The organism is Pseudomonas sp. LBUM1666 (assembly GCF_059695775.1).
In genome coordinates this window covers 163,644-182,447 of the sequence record NZ_CP166789.1, presented here as the reverse complement: position 1 = coordinate 182,447, position 18,804 = coordinate 163,644, and the positions used below count along the sequence as shown (strand labels likewise).

Genomic DNA, 18,804 nt, shown 5'->3' with positions numbered 1-18,804 from the left:
GCAGGTTACGCTTTGGAAAAACGCAGGCGATTCAGCAGCATGGACGCCCGCGGTGCATATGAGTATCATGGCGCCCGCATTGCACCAGTAGCTCAGCTGGATAGAGTACTGCCCTCCGAAGGCAGTGGTCGTGGGTTCGAATCCCGCCTGGTGCACCATACGTAGAAACGAAAAAGCCTCAGACCTTAGGGTCTGGGGCTTTTTTGTGGGTGTCGTTAAAGTCTCAGGACGGGCGCTGGATGCAGCTGTTCGGTTTAACCGAACAACTGAGCCTGAAAAAAACCGCCGAAGCGGTTGGTTATTCAGTCGTCCAATCAAACTCGTCGTATTCGTCATCCTCTTCGTCCTCGACCACTTCATCATCAAGGACGTCTTCCTCTACCGCTTCCTCTGCCTGTTTCGCCAGCAGAAACTCCTTACGACTCTCAGTAACAGCTCGCCGTAATTCCTGACCCTTTACCGGGCAGTTGAGCATTTGGGCGATGCGGTCGATTTTTTTCGCCATGGCTACCTCCAACGCATCGGCTATAGGCCGATAGTGCGCGCTTTCGGGTGTCGATGCCAAATGACTCACCGCTCTGCCTCTCACTTTTTCTGCAAATCCTTGAGTCTGGCCGTGAGATTTTCCTTGGGAAAGCGTTTGTGCAATGTCGCCATCAGGTCAGCGGCCGCTTGAGCCTGACCAGCCTTTTGCAGGCTTATCACTTCCCTTAATTGATCGTCGATAAACTTTGCCGGAGCTATCGCCGGGCGTTTGCTGACCTTCGCTTCGTCAGCCATTTCAGCGCTGATCGATTCGCTCTGGGCGGGGGCGGCAAAATCGGCCATTGGCGTCGCAGGCGCGGGGGCCGACATCGCGCCGGCCGGGGCAGCCAGAGAACGCGCAGCCGATGACGGTGCTTCTTTTTTGGCGACCGGTGCAGACGCTTTGGGTGCAGGAGCGAAGTCGTAACTCGGCGGTTGCTCCGGCGTGCGTTGTACCAGTGCAAGCATCAGGGCCACGCCGACGAGGCTGGCGAACGCGACCTGCCAACGAGGTTTCTGACAGGCCTGAACCCAGCGTTTCCACAGACCTGGCTTCTGCACAGGGACTTCGCGCTGTGCGGCAGCCAGGAGGAGCGCGTCGAGATGGGACGGCGGTTCGCTGGTCGCGTGTTCACGATAGTGCTTCAACACTTCGTCTTCTGGCGTAGGACGGGCGTCAGTCATGTCAGTACCTCCTCGGCCAGCAGCCGACGCAGTTTTTGCTGGGCGTAGCGCAAGCGGCTTTTGACGGTTTCCAGCGGTGTTTCGGTGAGAGAGGCGATCTGCGGCAGGTCGAGATCGCCGTGGGCGCGCAGCAGGAACACTTCGCGCTGGTCAGCGGGCAGATTTTGCAGGGCTGCTTCGAGGCGCTGGCTGTCGCGGCTCAGGCTCAGCAGTTGTTCGGGATCGGCAGCGTCATCGCTCAGCGCGTGGATCTGTTCGTCATAGCTGTCGTGCAAGGGGTTGTGGATTCCGTGTTTGCGCCAGTGATCGATCAGTCGATTGCGGGCAATCTGGTAGAGCCAGGTACGAAAATTCGCCCGGCCTTGTGGCTGACTGGTGCTGCGGATCAGGCTCAGCCAGGTGTCCTGGTAAACCTCTTCGGCCAGCTCGGACTTGCCGCTCAGGCCGAGCAGGAATCGGTAGAGCCCTTGTCGATGACGGGCGTACAGAATCTCGAACGCCGGCCCGTCGCCTGCGCGATACCGGGCCAGCAGCGATTCGTCGCTCGGTTCAGGAGCAGACATTTCAGTTGTAGCCTCCCTTAAGCGACTCACTATTGGATGCGGTTGTGGTTCGCAGACTCTGCGCCAACTCCACCAATTGTACGAACTCTGCCCGCAGACCAAATTGATCTTCGCCCCGCGCACCGCGCGCCAAAGCCTCGGTGTCCTTCAAGCTGAAATCCCCGGTATAACGCCCGTCCTTCAGTTGCTGAGAAAACGCCGCCACGGCAGCTGCAAATCGGAAGTCATCGCTGGCTTTGCCGACCTGACCGTTGACGATCGGCCGCTCGATCAAACGACTACTCCCACCCTCTGGCAGTTGATATCGCACTCGCAACATCGCCAATTCCCCAGTCCTTTCGGAAACAACGGCGCCAGGATTGCCATACCGCAACGGCTCCAGCCAACCCTTCTCGCCCTTGGGCACAATTTCATACAACGCCGTCACCGTATGCCCTGCACCCACTTCACCGGCATCAACCTTGTCGTTACTGAAATCCTCACGCTTCAATGCGCGATTCTCATACCCCAACAGCCGATATTCACTAACCTGTGCCGGGTTGAACTCCACTTGCAGCTTCACGTTCTTCGCCACAACCGCGAGGGTCGAGCCGAGTTGATCCACCAGCACCTTGCGCGCCTCGCGCAGGTTGTCGATGTAGGCATAGTTGCCGTCGCCGGCATCGGCCAACTGTTCCATCAGGTGTTCATTGTAGTTATCCACACCAAACCCCAACGTGGTCAGGGAAACGCCGGTCTTGCGTTTATCCACAGCCATTTGCTTGAGGCTGTCGAAGTCGCTGATGCCGACGTTGAAGTCACCGTCGGTGGCCAACAGGATGCGGTTGATGCCTTTGGGGATAAACGCCTGCTGCGCCATCTGATAGGCCAGTTCGATGCCTGACGCCCCCGCGGTGGAGCCGCCGGCGGTCAATTGTTCGATGGCTGTACGAATCTTCGCTTTTTCGCGTCCGGACGTTGGCTCCAGCACCACACGCGAATCACCGGCATAGACGACCAATGAAACCCGGTCCTGCTCGCGCAATTGATCGACCAGCAATTTCAGGGTGCTTTTGACCAGCGGCAAACCCTCGCGTCGGTCCATCGAGCCGGACACGTCCACCAGAAACACCAGGTTCGCCGGGGCCAGTTCCGCGACCGCGCGGTCCGAGGCCTTGATGCCGATGCGCAGCAATCGGGTATGCGGGTTCCACGGCGACGGCGCCAACTCTGTGGTCACGCCGAAGGGCGAGCCATCGGTGGGCAATGCGTAATCGTAGGGGAAGTAGTTGACCATCTCCTCCAGTCGCACCGCACCTTCCGGTGGCAGGCGTCCTTGATTGAGCAAGCGGCGGACGTTGGCGTAAGCACCGGTATCGACGTCGGCGCTGAAGGTCGAGACAGGCGCTTCGGCCACGCTGTGAATCGGGTTATCCGCCAGCGCTTGATACTGCTCCCGCTGCTCATCCCGATATCCCTGCGGATACGCCTCGCCCGCCGGCATCGGCGCAATGCTCGCCGTCGGGGCGGCGCGAACGCTGCGCTTGGCCATCGAGGTGTCCGCCATGACAGCCTCGCTGCGCACCACTTCAGCCGGCAGCGCACCTTGAACCGGTGGCGGAGCCGAGGCGGAATCAGGCTTGGATGAAACGCCGCAACCGGCAATGGCCAGCAGCAACCCGGCGGCGAAACCCTGGGCGGCCGGGCGGAGGAAATGCAGAGGGAGGGACATGGGGGCTGACCTCAGGAAGAAATTGATCCATTCATCCTCTGAGACGAGCCCCTCTTCAGGTTCGGGTTAAACCGGCCGAAATTAATTTCAGCGGTGATAACGCCGCACCACACTGCTGTTTTTCAGCACATGGCCTTTGATTTTTTCCAGTAGCTGCGCGCGCGTCAGGCCGGCGGGCAGAGCTTCCGGCGCCTGGTCCAGGGCGTAGAGCTGGATGATGTAGTGGTGCGCGCTGTCGCCGACCGGCGGGCAAGGTCCGACATAACCGGTGGTGCCTTTGCTGTTGGTGCCACCGACGCCTTCAAGGGCGGATTTTGCGCCGACGCCGGCGGCAATCTGATGAGTCGTGGCTTTGATGCCGTAATGCACCCAGTGATCAACGCCTTGGCCTTTTTGGCCGTCAGGATCGTGCATGACAATGGCGTAACTGAGGGTGCCCGCCGGGCCGGCGTTCCAGTTCAAGGCCGGTGACTGGTTGTGCCCACCACAATTGGGCGCATCGCTGGCGGCAGCCGAGGTAAACAGTCGATCATCGGTGACACCTGGGATGTTCAGGGTGAAACGCTCCTGGGCCTGCGCCGGAAATTGCACGCAAAGGGCGACTGCAACGGCCGCCAGCCAAGGGTTCAGAGAGGTCAATCGGGTCATACCGGAGCACCTTGTGCGGGTGGGGCCGTCGTCGGCGGGCAAACTATAGCCGGACCGTTCATTCGGTGGCAGCGGGAATTGGCTGAACCTCCAGATAAGCGCCAAACTCTTAAGTGAAACGCTTGCCTGGAGAGTGATCATGGCACTGCACCGCGTCGCCCGTTTCGCCGATGTGCCCGAAAACCGGGGCCTTGAAGTCCAGATCGCGGACACGAAAATTGTCCTGCTGCGGGTGGGCGATCAACTACGCGCCTTTCAGGGCGAATGCCCCCATGCCGGGGCGCCGCTGGCCGACGGTGCTCTGTGCCATGGACGTTTGATCTGCCCATGGCACAAGGCTGCGTATCGGATCGAGGACGGTGCGCTATGCGAACCGCCGGCCCTGGACAGCCTCAAGCGCTATCCGCTGGAAGTGCGCGATGACGAGGTCTGGGTCGACGAGCAGCCGATGGCCGACGCTCATACCCCACCGGCGGACGATGAGCGAACGTTTGTGATCATCGGTTCCGGTGCGGCAGGCACGGCGTGCGCGGCAGCATTGCGCGAAAAAGGCTTCGGTGGCCGGGTGCTGTTGATCGACCGTGAAACCGACGCCGGTTACGACCGCACGGTCTTGAGCAAATTCGTGATTGCCGGAGAGATGCCGCCGGAAGAAGTCCCGCCGCTGCGTGATGAGCGCTTTTACCGCGAACAGCGCATTGAGCGAATAAACGCTGAAGTGACGAGCCTGGACGCCGCGAACAAGACCTTGCGCCTGGCTGATGGTCAATCGCTGAGCTACGACGCTGCCCTGCTCGCCACCGGCGGCACACCCAATCCGCTGACGCTGCCTGGCGCCGACCTGCCGCAGGTGTTCGTGCTGCGTTCGAAGGATCAGGCGCAGCGGATTCTGGACTCGGCAACACCAGGCCAACGAGCGGTGATCATCGGCGACAGCTTTATTGCCATGGAATCCGCGTCCTCCCTGCGCCAATACGGCCTGGACGTCACCGTTCTGGCCCGCCACGCAGTGCCTTTTGCCAAACAGTTTGGCGATGCCGTCGGCAAATCGATTCGTGCCCTGCACGAGGCCAATGGCGTGGTGTTTCATACGGATGGCAATGCAACGCACATCGAAGGAACCGCCAGGGTCGAAGCGGTACGTCTGGACAACGGTCAACGTTTACCGGCGGATCTGGTGTTAGTCGGCATTGGCGTCAGCCCGGCAACCGGCGCATTTACCGGCCTTCTCCTGGAAAAAGACCTGTCGCTGAAGGTCGACGGCGGGATGCGCGTGACCGATGGGCTTGGGGCCGCCGGCGATATCGCGACCTTCCCGCTAAACGGCCAACCCCAACGGATCGAACATTGGCGCCTGGCACAGCAACAGGCACGGATCGCTGCGATGAACATGCTCGGCGGCGACGAGCATTACCTCGACGTGCCCTATTTCTGGACCTGGCACTTCGGTAAAAACTACGACTACCTTGGACATGCCGCGACCTGGGATGAGGTCGAGTTCAAAGGCGAACCTGACCATCCACCCTTCATTGGCCTGTTCGGCAAGGAGGGATTGGTGGTCGCGGCGGTGGCTTGCGATGAAGAACGTGCGATAGCGATGCTCGCCGAACGAATGAAACAGCCGCTGCCGGTGAATGAGGCGTGGCGGTTGATTCGGGACCTGAATTGACGGCTGTTCCCCCGTTTCAAACGCCAGACAGCAAAACGCCCGGCGTCTGCGTTGCGCAGAGGCCGGGCGTCAGTCTGTAAGCCCTGGTCTTACTGGACGGCGACATTACCGCCGAGTTTGCTCATGACAAATCCGACAAACTCTTCGACGGTCATCTTCTGGCCGTTGAATTCCACCTGATTACTGGCGTAGTGCAGTTTGGCGACGATGTTGTTGCCTTCCAGTTTTGCCAACTGCGTGCCGACAGCCATGCTGCCAAACATGTCGGCGGTGGCGGTAGCCTGATCGGCGATGAGCTTGGCGTCGGTCTGACCGTCGATTTGCGACTGCACGCTCAGCAAGTCAACGAGCATTGGCTTGGACACTTTCACGTTGACGTCCAGCAGCGCGATCAGTTGTTGGGTCAGCTGGTCGGGCGGCAGGTCCATGGATTGTGGTTTGGTCAGGTCGAGCACCAGGTTGGCGCGGCTTTCGCCATTGGGGGTGTTGAACGACAGATTCTCCAGGGCGACCTGCGGGCCGGCGGCCAGCAGTTTCTCCAGGCCGGTTTTGACCTGCGCCTCTTCGGCCGGGGTCAGGATCAGCTCTGGCGCCGGTTCACCCGCAGCGACAGCCTCAGCGGCGGCCCTCTCGTACGGTTGCAGTTTGGTCTGGTAAATCTGCATCAACGACATTGTTGCCGGGATGTCGAGGTTCTTCAGGCTCATGGCCATCTGCGCAGAGCCGACAGTCTTGCCGTTCAAGGACACCTCACCGATCTTGTAATCGGCACGCCCCGAAGCGCTGGTGCCCGATTCCTCGGTCTGGTTCTTCATTTCGAATTTCTTGATACCCAGTACCGATTGCTTGGCACCGAAGGTGGTCTTGCTGTCGGTCAGCTCGACGGTGTTCTCGCCGGTGTAGTAGCCGTAGGTACTTTTTGTCAGGTTGCTGGCCAGGGTCAGACCGTTCAGTTCGACCTTCACCGGCGTCTGATCTTCAGCCACCGTGCTCAGTGTCAGGCTGTCCATGTAACCGTCGGCCTTGACCTTCTGCGCTTGAGCGCTGGCGGCGATATCGAGGTTCAGCCCGGAAAATTTCAGGCTGGACTTGTCGTCCAGTGCCACGTCCAGCGGCAGCAATTGCAGGGTGCCGTTGGTGGAGTTGTCGTAGCCGATGTTGACCACGCCCGTGAGTGGGGACTTGTCCTTGGCAGCGGCGAACCATTTCTCGGTGGTCGGGGTTCTTTCCAGTTCGTAGTGACTGGTGGCCAGGACCGGCAGCCACTTCAGCGACACCAGGCGCGAAAACGGCAGCGGACCGTGCTCGATGCGATCGACGAACAGCAACTCCACCGGTGCTTCACCGAACATCTCGCCTTCGCCCTTGAGGCGGTAGTGTGCGGTGCTGCTGAACACATGGCGCTCCAGCGACACCAGCTCCAGGGACGCCGTGCCGTTGGAACCAACCAGCGCGGCTTGCAGCTCTTTGTTGGCGTCGGCGATCGAGGTGTTCAGCACACCGTCGAGTTTGGTCCCGGTATACCAGGCACCGCCGGCGCTGATCGCACCGATAGCGACAACAATTCCTAGAAGCACGCCTGCTGATTTATTCATGAATTACCCGATCAATGTCCGTTGTTTGAAGGTGTGGTCGTCTTCCCTGAACCCGACGGGTTACGGTCACGACTGCGCTAAAAGAGCGATGGAGATTAGCATCAGGCGCACCAAGCGACCCAATGATTAAAGGTTAAAGAGTGTCTATGGACCGCACGTGGGGGTTGAGAGTTTCGGCGGATATGAAATCGCCATCGCGAGCAAGCTCGCTCCCACAGGAGTTGCGCTAAACCTGTGGGAGCGAGCTTGCTCGCGATGGCGTCAGTACAGGCAACATCAATTCAGGAATACTGCGTTTCAATTTCATCAAGCTGATGATCAAAGCTCTTGAGCCGTGCGGTCCATGTATAGACCAGCACTTCGAAGTCGCGATTGATCACCGCCGTGCCGCTTGGGGATTCCGAGCGCGGATCGCAGAAGTCCAGTTGATAACGTTCGCGGGCCATGGCGGTGGCGACATCGGAGAGTTCCCTGGCGTTATTGAGCCAGTGCCAGCCTTCCTCGGACACTTGCTTGTCCAGCGCCTGGCATTGTTTTTTCAGGGTTTCGAGGCTTTTTTCCAGCGGCGTGCCGGTGAGTTCGCCCATGACTTCCTGGAACGTTCGCCCCGGTTGCCAATAACTGCCCCAAAAATACCGATCGAACACCGTTTCGACACGGCGCAGCGCGACCTTGGTGTCCCAGATCAGCACCAGGGTCTTGCCTTGTTCGAGCTGTCTTTTTTTGATGCGCTGACCCTGGACCGAAGCCCAGGCCACCACCACGATTGCCATCACGGCAATCAATGCCGCGGCGCTGTCGAGGAACACCAGCGCCTTGTCGATCTGGTGGGCCAGCATGATGCCGTAGAAATAGGTGGCCGACAGCAACACCAATGCCGCTATAGCGCACCAGAAGCCGGGAGCATAAGGGTTTTTCATTATTGGAATCCCCATGACCAACGCGAGCCTTGATTGATGAGTTCGACGCGCGACCTCATCAAATCAAAGCATAGCAACGGCCTCAGGGTTTGCCGGAGTTAGTGCCTTGCGTTCGTCCGCTTTCCCAGCCGCCACCCAATGCCAGGAACAAATCGATCTGGCTCATGGCAACCTGCGTGCTGGCGGAAGCCAGTTGCGCCCGCACGTCGGTGTAGGTGCGGGTCGCTTGCAAGTCTGCCAGGAACGATGCGCGGCCGGCCTGGAAGAAGCGGTGAGTCTGGTCTGCCGCCAGTTGCGCTGATTGCTCGGCGTCGGCCAGCGCGTCGCGACGTTGCAGCAACGCGGAGTACTGCGCCAGGCCGGTTTGGGTTTCGCGGATGGCGTTGAGCACCACGCCATCGAAATGCGCCAGCGCGCCTTGGGTCGTTGCTTCGGCCTCGCGGATTCGCGCCCGGGAGCCGTTGGACGGCACCGTCCAGGTCAGCAACGGCCCGAAGCCCCAGCGATTGGTCGCCGGTTTGCCGAGGTTTTCCAGGATGCCGACGGTACCCACGGTCGCGCCGATGCTGATGTCCGGGTACAACTCGCCGGTGGCGATGCCGACGCCAGCGGTCGCGGCAGCCAATCGTCGCTCGGCCTGCCGCACATCGGGACGGCGCTTGAGCAACGTCGCGCCGTCACCGACCGGCAACAATTGCGCTATTTTCGGCAGTTCCGCGCAGTCGCTGGTGCCTGGCGGCAATTGGTCGACAGGTTTGGCCAGCAGCATCGACAACCGGAACAATCCGGCCTGACGCGCCGCCTCATAACGCGGCATGTCGGCGCGCAAGGATTTGAATTGGGTTTGCGAGCGGGTGACCTGGGTTTCATCACCGCGCCCGGCGTCACGCAGACGCTGGATCAGCGTGGTGCTCTGGGCTTGCAAGTCAAGGGAGTGCTGGGCGATTTCCTGCTCTTCGTTGGCTGCGCAGACTTGGGTGTAGGCCCGAACGACGTCGGCCACCAGCGTGATTCGTGCGGTATCGGCTGCGGCTTGAGTCGCATCGGCATTGGCCTTGGCCGCTTCGATGCCGCGCTGCAAGGTGCCAAACAGGTCGAACTGATACGAGGTGGTAATGCCAATGTCGCCGACGTTGGCCACCGGCACTTTCTCCGGCAGCAGGAATGCTTCGCCGGACTCCTGCAAACGCTGGGCGCCCATCTTCACCCCGCCGCTCCAGCCACCTGCCGCTTGAGCTTCATCGACCTGCGCGCGCGCTCGGGAAAGGTTCGCCTCCGCCACGCGTAAATCAGTGTTGGAGGCCATGGCCTGCTGGACCAATTGATCGAGGCGCGGATCCTGATACAAGCGCCACCAATCGCTGGGCACCGGTGCCGAGACGACATTTTTGCCGTTCACCGCCAATTCGCCCTGCAAGTCTTCACGGTGTACGGCGGCCTCGTCCGGCAAGTGATAGTCCGGCCCGACCACCTGACAGGCCGACAGCAACAGGCCTAACCCGGCGATAGCCAAACCCGAGGCCCTGCTCATTTCGCCGGCTCCTGGGTTTGATCGTCAATGATCGATACCGTGGCGGTACGCCCGGCGATCATGCGGAAATCCGTCGGCACGTCATCGAAAGCGATCCGCACCGGAATCCGTTGGGCCAGCCGCACCCAACTGAACGCCGGGTTGACGTTGGGCAGCAGGTTACTACCGCTGCTGCGGTCGCGGTCTTCGATGCCGGCGACGATGCTTTCCACATGCCCGCGCAGGCGAGCCCGGTCGCCGATCACCCGAATATCGACGCTCTGGCCGACATGAATGCCGTTCAGCTTGGTTTCTTCGAAATAACCGTCGATGTGGAACGAATTGCTGTCCACCACCGACAACACCGGACGCCCGGCGGTAACGAATTCCTGGTTGCGCGGTGCACGGTCGTTGACGTAGCCATCCACCGGGCTGCGAATGGTCGAGCGATCGAGGTTGAGCTGGGCGCTGTCCACCGCCACCTGGGCTTCCATCAGCGCCACTTCGGCGCGGGCCACCCGGGACTGGCTCTCTTCCAGTTGCTCACCCGGCACCAGATTGCCGAGGCCGCGGTTACGCTTGGCTTCGCGTTGCGCCTGCGCCAGGGTTTCCTGCCGGTCGGCGACCGCCGCCTTGGCCTGACGCAGGGCCAGTTTGAAACGGTCCTGATCAATGCTGAACAGCACCTGGCCACGTTTGACTAATTGGTTGTCGCGCACGTCGACTCGCTGGATCAACCCGGACACGTCCGGCGCGATCTGCACGATGTCGGCACGGATGTGGCCGTCCCGGGTCCAGGGCGCGAACATGTAATACATCACCATGCGCCAGACCACGACAACGGCGAAGGTCACGATCAGCAGGGTCAACACCACGCGACCGATGGTCAAAAAAGGTTTTTTCATATCATCAGGTATCGACTGAGTGAGTCCACGGCGCCGAGCAGCACAGCGTAGAGAGCTACGTTAAACAATGCCCGGTGCCAGACCAGACGGTAAAAGTGCAGACGCGTCAGCAACCCGTGCACCAGCAGGAACAACACGTACGTAATGCCCATCAGCACCAGCAGCGTGGGCAGAAAAACCCCGCTGATATCCAGATCACCGATCATAAAGGCGCTCCATCGATGCCATGGGGAAGCGGTTCTTCGAGCTCGCCAGTGCCGACGAATTCAACTCCTGGCAGCAGCGACAGACGCAGGCCGCTCAAGGCATGCAGCAGATGCAGACGCGCACCTTCATCGCACTCCGTGTTGAGGGCACGGCGGGTGCGGTCCAGGGTCATCAGCAACGGACTCGGCGCCGGCAAACGTTCGCCAGCCTTGAGGCAGGCCTTGAAATACTCGCCGACCTCGGCCACCACCTGGTGCAGCAGCACTTGCGGTACGCCGAGCACTCGCGGTGTGTAGGCGAGTAAATCCAGCAGGTTCAGCGCCACACGCACTTCCCGCAGGGCGATGCCGGTGTCCTGGCCGGTCATGGCCAGGCGCGGCAAATGCTGCATCAGGCGATCGAGCATCTGCACGCCCAAGTGCCGGTGCTCAGACAACGTGGCCGGCTCAGTCAGGCTGACGATGTCGCGCCAGCTGAAACGGGTCAGGCGCTTGGCCGCCAGTTCGGCGCCGAACGGCCGGGCGATCAGGGTCCAGACGAAGGCGAACAACAAGCCCACGGGACCGGCCAGGTTAGAGTTGGCGAAGCTGAGGAAATCCGCGTCGTAGGCGCCCTGAATGCTGATGAAGGATGACGTGTTGACGAGGGTCAGCAGCATGCCCAGATAGAACTGCGGCTTTACCGTCAGGGTGCCGATGCAAATGAACGGCACGGCAAACGCCAGCACCAGCATCGGGAAGTCATGCAGGTTGGGCAGGACCAGAAACAGATAAAGACTGGCGAACAATACCGACATTGCCGTCCAGAAAAAGAATCGGAAGATCTGCGGCGCCGGGTCGTCCATCGAAGCGAAAAAGCTGCACGCCACCGCCGCCAGAATCACCGCGGCACCGCCGTCGGTCCAGCCGAGCAGAATCCACAGTACCGACGCGACAATGATCGCGGTGACCGTGGACGCCGCCGAATAGAGCATCAGCCCACGGTCGAGAAACGGCGACAGCCGACCGAGCCGCCAGTGCCGATAGACCGCGCGCCAACTGTCCTGGCTTTCGCACTGGATGGCGTACTGCAGGCTGCGGCAGTCCTGCCACACATCAATCCACTCGCCGAGGCGATACAGGGCATTTGAGAACAGCAGCTGCTTGCGATCATCCAACGCTTCGGCGGACGGTTGCAGCGCTTCGAGTTGATCTTTCAGCGCTTGCCAGCGCTCGAGGTCAGCGTCTTTGTGGTCGAGCCATTCGGTGGTCGCGGCCAGCAGCGGCGCGAACTTATCCACAAGCTCGGGCGTGCGCCGCTCAAGGGCATAGAGCGCGTCGTCGAGGGCGTCGATCACAGGCAGCAGGTGAATCATGCGGCCGCGCAGTTCCTTGGTGTTGCGCACCGTTTGCGGCCGCGCGCCTTCGTGGGGGAGCTGGCCGATCATCAATTCCAGCGTGTTGAAGGTCGCGACCATCGAGGAGCGCAGCGCGCTCACTTCGTCCGGCTGCACGTTGCGGCTGAGGAAACGCAGGCTGTAAGTCGAGGCATCGGCAAACCATTTGTTCACCGAATCGTTGAACACCGGCGCCAGCCGCCGAGGCCAGAACATGGCGCCGACCACCGCCGCCACGGCGATACCGAGGAAGATTTCTTCCGTCCGCGCTTCGGCCACGTCCCACACCCCCAACGGGTTATCCACCACCGGCAGAGCGATCAGCGGCAAGGTGTAACCGGCGAGCATCAGGGCGTAACTGTTGGCCGTGCGCAGGTGCAGCGACAGAAACAGCAGAATCCCGGTCCACAGCGCGATGACCACCACCAGCACATAGGGGCTCTGGACAAACATCGGCACGAAAAAAACCGCGGCGGCGGCACCGAGAAGGGTGCCGACTGCGCGGTACAGAGCCTTGGAACTGGTAGGGCCGACAAACGGACTGGAAACGATGTAGACCGTGGCCATCGCCCAATAAGGCCGGGGCATTTGCATGAGCATGGCGATGTACAACGCGATCATCGACGCCGCGAACGTTCGCACTCCGTAGAACCAGTCCCGCGCCGGGGGCAGGCCGGTAAAAAATCCGCTCAAGGGTTGAGCACCGGCAGATGATTGGCCGACTCAAAAGCTCTCAGAACCCGTAACGCCGCTTCCAGATCACTCTGATCGATCCCTTCGAGCACTTCATGGCGCAAGCGCACCAGCTCGATTTCGACGGCTTGCACCAACTCACGGCCCGTCTCGGTCAGGCTCAGGCATTTGGCGCGCCGGTCATGGGCGTCTTCGGTACGGCAGACGTAGCCGGCATGACACAACTGATCCAGCAGGCGCACCAGGGACGGGCTCTCCATCCCGGCCGCCTGCGCCACCGTCACCTGCCGCACACCCTCACCCAAACGCCCGATCATCAACAACGGGACGGCGCAGGCTTCGGAGATTCCATAGTTGACCAGCGTGGTCTGGCAGATCTTCCGCCAATGCCTGGCGGCCACCACCATGGAGCTGCTGATGTTCATCTGGAGAGCGTCGAGGTTCTTCGGCACGAGGGGAAATACACACTGTTAGTTTGCTAACTATCAATATGGCATTTGAGGGGAAAGTCGGTCAAGTTTTGAAACAATTCTCAGGCGGACGGACAGCTTTTTTTACGATCCATCAGGACGCCATATTGAAATCGCCTAGACGCACCAGCATCGCTGCATAAAGATCTGCCGAAACCAGATATGCCTTGATCTTATTGTTTTCCAGCACAGCAATAGGCCCGGCTTGCGCTTCGCGTACTGTAGCTCCTAGGTTTTTCGCGAGCTCAGAGATGCTGATGACTCTTTCTGCCAAAACACGTTGCATGACTCGGTCTCATAGTCGGACTCAACGCCATGAAAGCTACTTCAGCTCAGGTAATACCTTACAGAAAAGCTGTGACAAGGTTTTGCGCTCAGATTTTTACACCCCCCGCCCTTTCCGCAACAGCACATCCAACTGATCCACCACCTCAGCCCAATCCGCGTCATCCAGAATTTCGTCACGCAGAAGCTCCGCCTGGCTCTCGCTCCAGAAAAACGCATCAGCCAAATGCAATTCAGGCTTGAGCGGTGAGTGGGTGGCGATGAATTTATCGATGCTTTCGGCGTCATCAGGCAGGCCGAGTTGTTTGAACAGGGAGGGGAGGCTGTGGGTTGGGGATTCCATGTCGAGCTCCTTTTTCATGGCAAATGATTGGGTGACTGCTGCGCAGTCAATCGCGAGCAGGCTCGCTCCCACATGGAATAGCGCTCAACTGTGGGAGCGAGCCTGCTCGCGATGGCGATGTAACCGACGCCGCAAAAACTACTGACTCAACTCGCAAACTTCAGCATGCGGCACCATTTTCAGAAATTCCGGCATGCTCATGTGCAGCAGATTGTTGTGGTTACCCGCCTCCAGGTAGATGTCTTTTTGCCGGGTCAGCAGTGGGTCGATGACCATGTTCAGTCCATAGGATTCACCCAATGCGGGCACGGCGCCACGTTCGCAGTCTTCGAACAGATGCGCCAGGGTGCTTTCCCGGGTGATTTGCCATTCGCCGCTGCCGCGTACTTTGCTCAGGTCCAGGTGACGGCTCGCTGGCAACACAGCCATCAGGAAATGGCCGTGGTGGTCGTCGAGGATCACCGATTTGGCCACCCGTTCCGCAGGAATGCCCGCGACCCGCGCCGTTTCAAGGCTGCTGGCCGAGTGCGGATGGGTGACGACGTCAAATTCGCATTGAGCCTTGGTCAGGCTGTCCTGCAGGGTTCTTGCCATACGCATGATGCACCTCGGTGTCCGCAACAACGGTTCGCGGACGATGGTTAAACCTTTTCTCTCCACTAAAAGTCTAGGCCCGCTGGCGCAATCGCGCGGGAAATCTGCCCGCCGGAGCAACGTCAGCAACTGATCAAAATTCGTACAATTGAGCGCTCAGCTAGACTGTATAAAGAACCATCAATGACTCTCCCGGAGGGTCACGTGAACACTCGTTGTTGTGCAGTTGCGCTGCTGTTGGCCTTGAGCGGATCGGTATTCGCGGCGGACACCGTCGTCCTGCTGGTGCCCAACCCCATCGGGATCTGGCTGATCACGTTCGGCATCGCGTTTCTGATTGCCGAGGCGGCCTTGCCCAATTACGGCGTGATCGGACTTGGCGGCATTGTGATGTTCGTGATCGGCGCGGTGATTCTGACCAACACCGAGGTGCCGGTTCCGTTGATGATCGGCCTGGGACTGATCAGTGCCTTGCTGCTGATCTTCCTGCTGATCCACGCCCTGAAAACCCGACCGCGCGAAAACGTCAGTGGCGATGCAGGACTGGTGGGCAGCGTGGCCCCGGTGATGTCGCTGGCCGGCAATGCCTACAACGGTTGGGTGCACTTGCAAGGAGAAAAGTGGCAAGTGCTCAGCGCCACGCCGCTGCAACCCGGGCAAAGGGTCCGGGTGGTGGCACGCAAGGGATTATTGCTGGAAGTGGCCGCGGCTGACGCGGCGCCGGGTGGAGAATAACCATGGGCCTGCAACTGGGTTTTGCCGCGCTGCTGTTACTGGTGATTGCACTGGCGGGGTCGACCTTCCGCATCCTGCGCGAATACGAGCGCGGGGTAGTGTTCCAGCTCGGCCGCTTCTGGCAGGTCAAAGGCCCTGGCCTGATCCTGCTGATTCCGGTGGTCCAGCAAATGGTTCGCGTCGACTTGCGTACCGTGGTCCTCGACGTGCCGCCACAAGACGTGATCACCCGCGACAACGTTTCGGTCAAGGTCAACGCGGTGCTGTATTTCCGCGTACTCGATCCGCAGAAAGCGATCATCCAGGTCGAAGACTTTCTCATGGCCACCAGCCAATTGGCCCAGACCACGTTGCGGGCAGTGCTCGGTAAACATGAACTTGATGAACTGCTGGCCGAACGTGAGCGGTTGAACATCGACATCCAGCAAGTGCTCGACGCCCAGACCGATGCCTGGGGCATCAAGGTCGCCAACGTCGAGATCAAGCACGTGGACCTCAACGAATCGATGATCCGCGCCATCGCTAAACAGGCCGAAGCGGAGCGGGAACGCCGAGCCAAGGTGATTCACGCCGAAGGCGAATTGCAGGCCTCGGAAAAACTCATGCAGGCCGCCGAGATGTTGGGGCGCCAGCCTGGGGCGATGCAGTTGCGGTATATGCAGACATTGAGTTCGATTGCCGGGGACAAGAGTTCGACGATTGTCTTTCCGCTGCCGATCGAGTTGCTCAAGGGGATGGCGGATTTGTCGTCCAAATCCTGACCTTTCCTACAGACACCAACGTCCGGTAACCGCGTCGGAGATTTCCTTCAAGTTGTAGCGGCGTTGGTGAACTTGTTCCGGCCCAAACCCGGGTCTAGTCTGGCCTTGTCACTGAATAAACGGTGACACGGACGTGCAAGTCCGACGAAACTGTTTAGGTCGCAATTGCCATGGCTCATTGCTTAATGGCGGCTGCGCGCAGGAGATCCTCGGATCTGCTGGGTGTCCTAAACAGTCCCGGTCTTGCACACCTGCGCTCGGCCGCCACCCCAATTCGCGTGCAAGTGAACGGTGACGGCTCACACTTACTGTTTAGGGTATTTCATATGATTAAGGTAACTCCGAATCCTCCAGAGAACTCTGGAACCGATTCCGAAGATTCTCTCGAAGCTGAAAAACTTAAAGAAGCCGCTGACCGCGCCTTCGCCCACTACTTCCCCCCGGCTGACGGAAAACCAGCCAAACGCCGCAAAGGCCATCTCTTTACCGTCTCCCCCGACATCGACACCGAAGCCCTTCTGGCCAATGCCTCCGAAGACCTGCTCTCCATCAGCGTCATCGCTGCCAATCTGGCGGACGATGTGGACGGGACACGGCGCTCGGTAGCCCTGGCGCTCAGCCGCATGGCCGATGGCGTGCAGTTGCTGGTTGAGCGGGCGATGGATCATTGGGAGGCGATGCAGGTAAAGCAGGCTCAGACCAAGGTTTAGCAGGGTAGATTGGCGGTGAATTGACCGCCGCCATCGCGAGCAGGCTCGCTCCCACATTGGATCTCCGTCGTATACATAATTTGTGTTCACTGAAGATCAACTGTGGGAGCGAGCTTGCTCGCGATGGGGCCAGGCCAGGCACCGCAAAAATTAGCGCTGCATCCCCCAGCGCTTCACCGTCACCCGCTCCAACGAATCAAACACCAGGTTTTCCACCAGCAACCCAATCAAAATCACCACCGCCAACCCGGCAAACACCTTGTCGGTGTACAGCTCATTACGGTTCTGGAAGATGTACCAGCCCAAGCCGCCCTTGCCGCTGGTGGCGCCGAACACCAATTCAGCGGCGATCAGCGTGCGCCAGGCAAAAGCCCAGCCGATTTTCAGCCCCGCGAGAATCGACGGCAGTGCTGCCGGAATCAGGATGAACAGCACGAAACGCATGCCTTTGAGGCCGTAATTGCGCCCGGCCATGCGCAGGGTTTCCGAGACACCGAGGAACCCGGCATAGGTGTTCAAGGCCAGCGCCCAGAGCACCGAATGCACCAACACGAAAATCAGACTGTTCTGCCCCAGGCCGAACCACAGCAACGCCAACGGCAACAACGCAATCGCCGGCAGCGGGTTGAACATCGAGGTCAAGGTGCTCAGCAGATCGCGCCCGAACTGCGTCGACACCGCCAGGGTCGTCAAGGCAAACGCCAGGACGATGCCGATCAAGTAGCCCTTGAGCAACACCACCAGCGAAATCCAGACTTTGCCCAGCAACTCGCCACTGAGCAAACCGTCGTACAGCGCGCTCCCGGTTTGCAGAAAACTCGGCAGCAGCAGGTCGTTGTTCTGAACGCGGGCAACCACCTCCCACAGGACCGCGAGCAAAATCAGGATCAGGCTTTTGCGTAACCAGCCTTGTTGCCACAGGCGCTGACCCAGTGGCAGTTCACGTTCCAGCGGCACGCTCGTCAGCGGCTGCAACACCGTTTCAAATTCTTCACGCGGGGATGATAAAAGGCTCATCGGGCACTCCTCTCAATGGCTCAATAAGCAATGCGGATGTCGGAGAAATCCAGCTCACGCTCGGTTTCCGGGGACTGACCTTCATCGAACAACAACCGATGAATGCGCCGCGCCGACTCCTGAAAGGCCACGCCGCCGAGGCTGTGCAAGTCGTATTGATGACTGTGGACTTCCGCACGCACCCGCCCCGGATGCGGCGACAGCAGCAGGATTCGATTGCCCACCACCAACGCTTCTTCGATGGAGTGCGTGACGAACAGGAGTGTGAAACGCACCTCTTCCCAGAGCAGCAGCAATTCTTCCTGCATCTTGCGGCGGGTCAACGCATCGAGGGCGGCGAAGGGTTCGTCCATCAAGAGAATCTTCGGCTGCATGGCCAGCGCACGAGCAATCGCCACACGCGCTTTCATGCCGCCGGACAAAGTGTGCGGGTAGGCATCGGCAAACGCCGCCAGACCAACCTTGTCCAGGTAGTGCAACGCTCGCTCCTCGGCCTCTTTTCGCTTGAGGGTTTTCGAGGCAAGCAGCGGAAACATCACGTTCTGTTTGACGGTTTTCCACGGCGGCAGTTGATCGAATTCCTGGAACACCACGATCCGGTCCGGCCCCGGGGCATTGACGGTTTGCCCCTGAAGACGAATCTCGCCTTCACAGGGCTGAATGAACCCGGCGACAGCTTTGAGCAACGTTGATTTGCCACAACCGGACGGACCGAGCAGCACAAAGCGGTCCGCCGGATCGATTTCAAAACTGACCTGATGGGTCGCTCGAACCACCCGCTGAGGCGTGCGGTATTCGAGGCTGACGTTGTCGACCGACAGCAGCGCTTGGGCTGCCGCGATCGGTTTGCTGACCGTGTGGCCTTGCAAAGGGGCGTTCATGTC

General features: G+C 60.0%; 21 protein-coding genes and 1 tRNA gene. 5 read left to right on the top strand and 17 right to left on the bottom strand.

The window, feature by feature from the left end:
* Positions 1-81: 81 nt before the first annotated feature.
* Positions 82-158 (top strand) — tRNA-Arg (locus tag ACA056_RS00795).
* Between the two features lie 140 nt (positions 159-298).
* On the opposite strand, the gene ACA056_RS00790 is transcribed toward ACA056_RS00795, so the two are convergent.
* From ACA056_RS00790 to ACA056_RS00770, 5 genes are all read right to left on the bottom strand, one after another.
* Positions 299-565, bottom strand: coding sequence for a hypothetical protein (locus ACA056_RS00790; RefSeq protein WP_497273470.1), 267 nt, complete (start codon positions 563-565; stop codon positions 299-301).
* A 20-nt stretch (positions 566-585) separates the two neighbouring features.
* Positions 586-1,209, bottom strand: coding sequence for a hypothetical protein (locus ACA056_RS00785; RefSeq protein ID WP_497269783.1), 624 nt, complete (start codon positions 1,207-1,209; stop codon positions 586-588).
* The gene (locus tag ACA056_RS00780) at positions 1,206-1,772 is read right to left on the bottom strand and encodes an RNA polymerase sigma factor (RefSeq protein WP_497269781.1); all 567 of its coding nucleotides are present in this window, start codon (positions 1,770-1,772) and stop codon (positions 1,206-1,208) included. Before ACA056_RS00780 ends, ACA056_RS00785 begins: the two co-directional genes overlap by 4 nt.
* Before the next feature lies 1 nt (position 1,773).
* Positions 1,774-3,483: a vWA domain-containing protein gene (locus tag ACA056_RS00775; RefSeq protein ID WP_497269779.1), complete on the bottom strand. Its 1,710-nt coding sequence runs from the start codon at positions 3,481-3,483 to the stop codon at positions 1,774-1,776.
* Positions 3,484-3,570: 87 nt separating this feature from the next.
* The gene (locus ACA056_RS00770; RefSeq protein ID WP_497269777.1) at positions 3,571-4,131 is read right to left on the bottom strand and encodes a YbhB/YbcL family Raf kinase inhibitor-like protein; all 561 of its coding nucleotides are present in this window, start codon (positions 4,129-4,131) and stop codon (positions 3,571-3,573) included.
* A 139-nt stretch (positions 4,132-4,270) separates the two neighbouring features.
* On the opposite strand from ACA056_RS00770, the gene ACA056_RS00765 reads away from it, so the two are divergent.
* Positions 4,271-5,800 (top strand): FAD-dependent oxidoreductase, encoded by a 1,530-nt coding sequence (locus ACA056_RS00765; protein WP_497269775.1) that lies wholly within the window; start codon positions 4,271-4,273, stop codon positions 5,798-5,800.
* Between the two features lie 89 nt (positions 5,801-5,889).
* On the opposite strand, the gene ACA056_RS00760 is transcribed toward ACA056_RS00765, so the two are convergent.
* The 10 genes from ACA056_RS00760 to ACA056_RS00715 form a co-directional block, all read right to left on the bottom strand.
* The gene (locus ACA056_RS00760; protein ID WP_497269773.1) at positions 5,890-7,395 is read right to left on the bottom strand and encodes a YdgA family protein; all 1,506 of its coding nucleotides are present in this window, start codon (positions 7,393-7,395) and stop codon (positions 5,890-5,892) included.
* A 281-nt stretch (positions 7,396-7,676) separates the two neighbouring features.
* Positions 7,677-8,315: an NADH:ubiquinone oxidoreductase subunit N gene (locus ACA056_RS00755; protein ID WP_415772618.1), complete on the bottom strand. Its 639-nt coding sequence runs from the start codon at positions 8,313-8,315 to the stop codon at positions 7,677-7,679.
* Positions 8,316-8,397: 82 nt separating this feature from the next.
* Positions 8,398-9,846: an efflux transporter outer membrane subunit gene (locus ACA056_RS00750; RefSeq protein ID WP_497269771.1), complete on the bottom strand. Its 1,449-nt coding sequence runs from the start codon at positions 9,844-9,846 to the stop codon at positions 8,398-8,400.
* A complete protein-coding gene (locus tag ACA056_RS00745) occupies positions 9,843-10,730 on the bottom strand; it encodes an efflux RND transporter periplasmic adaptor subunit (RefSeq protein ID WP_497269769.1) in 888 nt (295 codons plus the stop codon). The genes ACA056_RS00750 and ACA056_RS00745 overlap by 4 nt, the downstream gene beginning before the upstream one ends.
* Positions 10,727-10,936 carry a DUF1656 domain-containing protein gene (locus ACA056_RS00740; protein ID WP_497269767.1) on the bottom strand — a complete coding sequence of 70 codons (210 nt, stop codon included), beginning with the start codon at positions 10,934-10,936 and terminating at the stop codon, positions 10,727-10,729. The genes ACA056_RS00745 and ACA056_RS00740 overlap by 4 nt, the downstream gene beginning before the upstream one ends.
* A complete protein-coding gene (locus tag ACA056_RS00735) occupies positions 10,933-13,005 on the bottom strand; it encodes an FUSC family protein (protein ID WP_497269765.1) in 2,073 nt (690 codons plus the stop codon). Before ACA056_RS00735 ends, ACA056_RS00740 begins: the two co-directional genes overlap by 4 nt.
* Positions 13,002-13,430 carry a MarR family winged helix-turn-helix transcriptional regulator gene (locus ACA056_RS00730; protein ID WP_497269763.1) on the bottom strand — a complete coding sequence of 143 codons (429 nt, stop codon included), beginning with the start codon at positions 13,428-13,430 and terminating at the stop codon, positions 13,002-13,004. The genes ACA056_RS00735 and ACA056_RS00730 overlap by 4 nt, the downstream gene beginning before the upstream one ends.
* A gap of 139 nt (positions 13,431-13,569) precedes the next feature.
* Complete coding sequence (locus ACA056_RS00725) at positions 13,570-13,761, bottom strand: type II toxin-antitoxin system Phd/YefM family antitoxin (protein ID WP_497269761.1); 192 nt, start codon at positions 13,759-13,761, stop codon at positions 13,570-13,572.
* 96 nt (positions 13,762-13,857) lie between these two features.
* The gene (locus ACA056_RS00720) at positions 13,858-14,103 is read right to left on the bottom strand and encodes a DUF2789 domain-containing protein (protein ID WP_140680347.1); all 246 of its coding nucleotides are present in this window, start codon (positions 14,101-14,103) and stop codon (positions 13,858-13,860) included.
* 138 nt (positions 14,104-14,241) lie between these two features.
* Entirely contained in the window at positions 14,242-14,703 is a 462-nt protein-coding gene (locus tag ACA056_RS00715) for an aminoacyl-tRNA deacylase (RefSeq protein ID WP_497269759.1), read from the bottom strand.
* Between the two features lie 198 nt (positions 14,704-14,901).
* Here ACA056_RS00715 and ACA056_RS00710 point away from each other — a divergent pair, with 198 nt between their 5' ends.
* From ACA056_RS00710 to ACA056_RS00700, 3 genes are all read left to right on the top strand, one after another.
* Entirely contained in the window at positions 14,902-15,432 is a 531-nt protein-coding gene (locus ACA056_RS00710) for an NfeD family protein (protein ID WP_497269757.1), read from the top strand.
* A 2-nt stretch (positions 15,433-15,434) separates the two neighbouring features.
* A complete protein-coding gene (locus ACA056_RS00705; protein WP_008148132.1) occupies positions 15,435-16,193 on the top strand; it encodes a slipin family protein in 759 nt (252 codons plus the stop codon).
* 326 nt (positions 16,194-16,519) lie between these two features.
* On the top strand, positions 16,520-16,903 hold the full coding sequence (locus tag ACA056_RS00700; protein WP_497269755.1) for a DUF6124 family protein: 384 nt from the start codon (positions 16,520-16,522) through the stop codon (positions 16,901-16,903).
* Between the two features lie 150 nt (positions 16,904-17,053).
* On the opposite strand, the gene ACA056_RS00695 is transcribed toward ACA056_RS00700, so the two are convergent.
* A complete protein-coding gene (locus ACA056_RS00695; RefSeq protein ID WP_497269753.1) occupies positions 17,054-17,920 on the bottom strand; it encodes an ABC transporter permease in 867 nt (288 codons plus the stop codon).
* A 20-nt stretch (positions 17,921-17,940) separates the two neighbouring features.
* Positions 17,941-18,801 (bottom strand): ABC transporter ATP-binding protein, encoded by an 861-nt coding sequence (locus ACA056_RS00690; RefSeq protein ID WP_497269751.1) that lies wholly within the window; start codon positions 18,799-18,801, stop codon positions 17,941-17,943.
* Positions 18,802-18,804 lie beyond the last annotated feature (3 nt).

What these genes read in the sequence shown, in the direction of transcription:
- ACA056_RS00775 (WP_497269779.1), bottom strand. Translation starts at nt 3,483, where the DNA reads ATGTCCCTCCCTCTGCATTTCCTCCGCCCGGCCGCCCAGGGTTTCGCC.
- ACA056_RS00700 (WP_497269755.1), top strand. Translation starts at nt 16,520, where the DNA reads ATGATTAAGGTAACTCCGAATCCTCCAGAGAACTCTGGAACCGATTCC.
- ACA056_RS00720 (WP_140680347.1), bottom strand. Translation starts at nt 14,103, where the DNA reads ATGGAATCCCCAACCCACAGCCTCCCCTCCCTGTTCAAACAACTCGGC.
- ACA056_RS00730 (WP_497269763.1), bottom strand. Translation starts at nt 13,430, where the DNA reads ATGAACATCAGCAGCTCCATGGTGGTGGCCGCCAGGCATTGGCGGAAG.
- ACA056_RS00750 (WP_497269771.1), bottom strand. Translation starts at nt 9,846, where the DNA reads ATGAGCAGGGCCTCGGGTTTGGCTATCGCCGGGTTAGGCCTGTTGCTG.
- ACA056_RS00760 (WP_497269773.1), bottom strand. Translation starts at nt 7,395, where the DNA reads ATGAATAAATCAGCAGGCGTGCTTCTAGGAATTGTTGTCGCTATCGGT.
- ACA056_RS00690 (WP_497269751.1), bottom strand. Translation starts at nt 18,801, where the DNA reads ATGAACGCCCCTTTGCAAGGCCACACGGTCAGCAAACCGATCGCGGCA.
- ACA056_RS00765 (WP_497269775.1), top strand. Translation starts at nt 4,271, where the DNA reads ATGGCACTGCACCGCGTCGCCCGTTTCGCCGATGTGCCCGAAAACCGG.
- ACA056_RS00705 (WP_008148132.1), top strand. Translation starts at nt 15,435, where the DNA reads ATGGGCCTGCAACTGGGTTTTGCCGCGCTGCTGTTACTGGTGATTGCA.
- ACA056_RS00695 (WP_497269753.1), bottom strand. Translation starts at nt 17,920, where the DNA reads ATGAGCCTTTTATCATCCCCGCGTGAAGAATTTGAAACGGTGTTGCAG.
- ACA056_RS00745 (WP_497269769.1), bottom strand. Translation starts at nt 10,730, where the DNA reads ATGAAAAAACCTTTTTTGACCATCGGTCGCGTGGTGTTGACCCTGCTG.
- ACA056_RS00785 (WP_497269783.1), bottom strand. Translation starts at nt 1,209, where the DNA reads ATGACTGACGCCCGTCCTACGCCAGAAGACGAAGTGTTGAAGCACTAT.
- ACA056_RS00770 (WP_497269777.1), bottom strand. Translation starts at nt 4,131, where the DNA reads ATGACCCGATTGACCTCTCTGAACCCTTGGCTGGCGGCCGTTGCAGTC.
- ACA056_RS00780 (WP_497269781.1), bottom strand. Translation starts at nt 1,772, where the DNA reads ATGTCTGCTCCTGAACCGAGCGACGAATCGCTGCTGGCCCGGTATCGC.
- ACA056_RS00725 (WP_497269761.1), bottom strand. Translation starts at nt 13,761, where the DNA reads ATGCAACGTGTTTTGGCAGAAAGAGTCATCAGCATCTCTGAGCTCGCG.
- ACA056_RS00755 (WP_415772618.1), bottom strand. Translation starts at nt 8,315, where the DNA reads ATGAAAAACCCTTATGCTCCCGGCTTCTGGTGCGCTATAGCGGCATTG.
- ACA056_RS00740 (WP_497269767.1), bottom strand. Translation starts at nt 10,936, where the DNA reads ATGATCGGTGATCTGGATATCAGCGGGGTTTTTCTGCCCACGCTGCTG.
- ACA056_RS00715 (WP_497269759.1), bottom strand. Translation starts at nt 14,703, where the DNA reads ATGCGTATGGCAAGAACCCTGCAGGACAGCCTGACCAAGGCTCAATGC.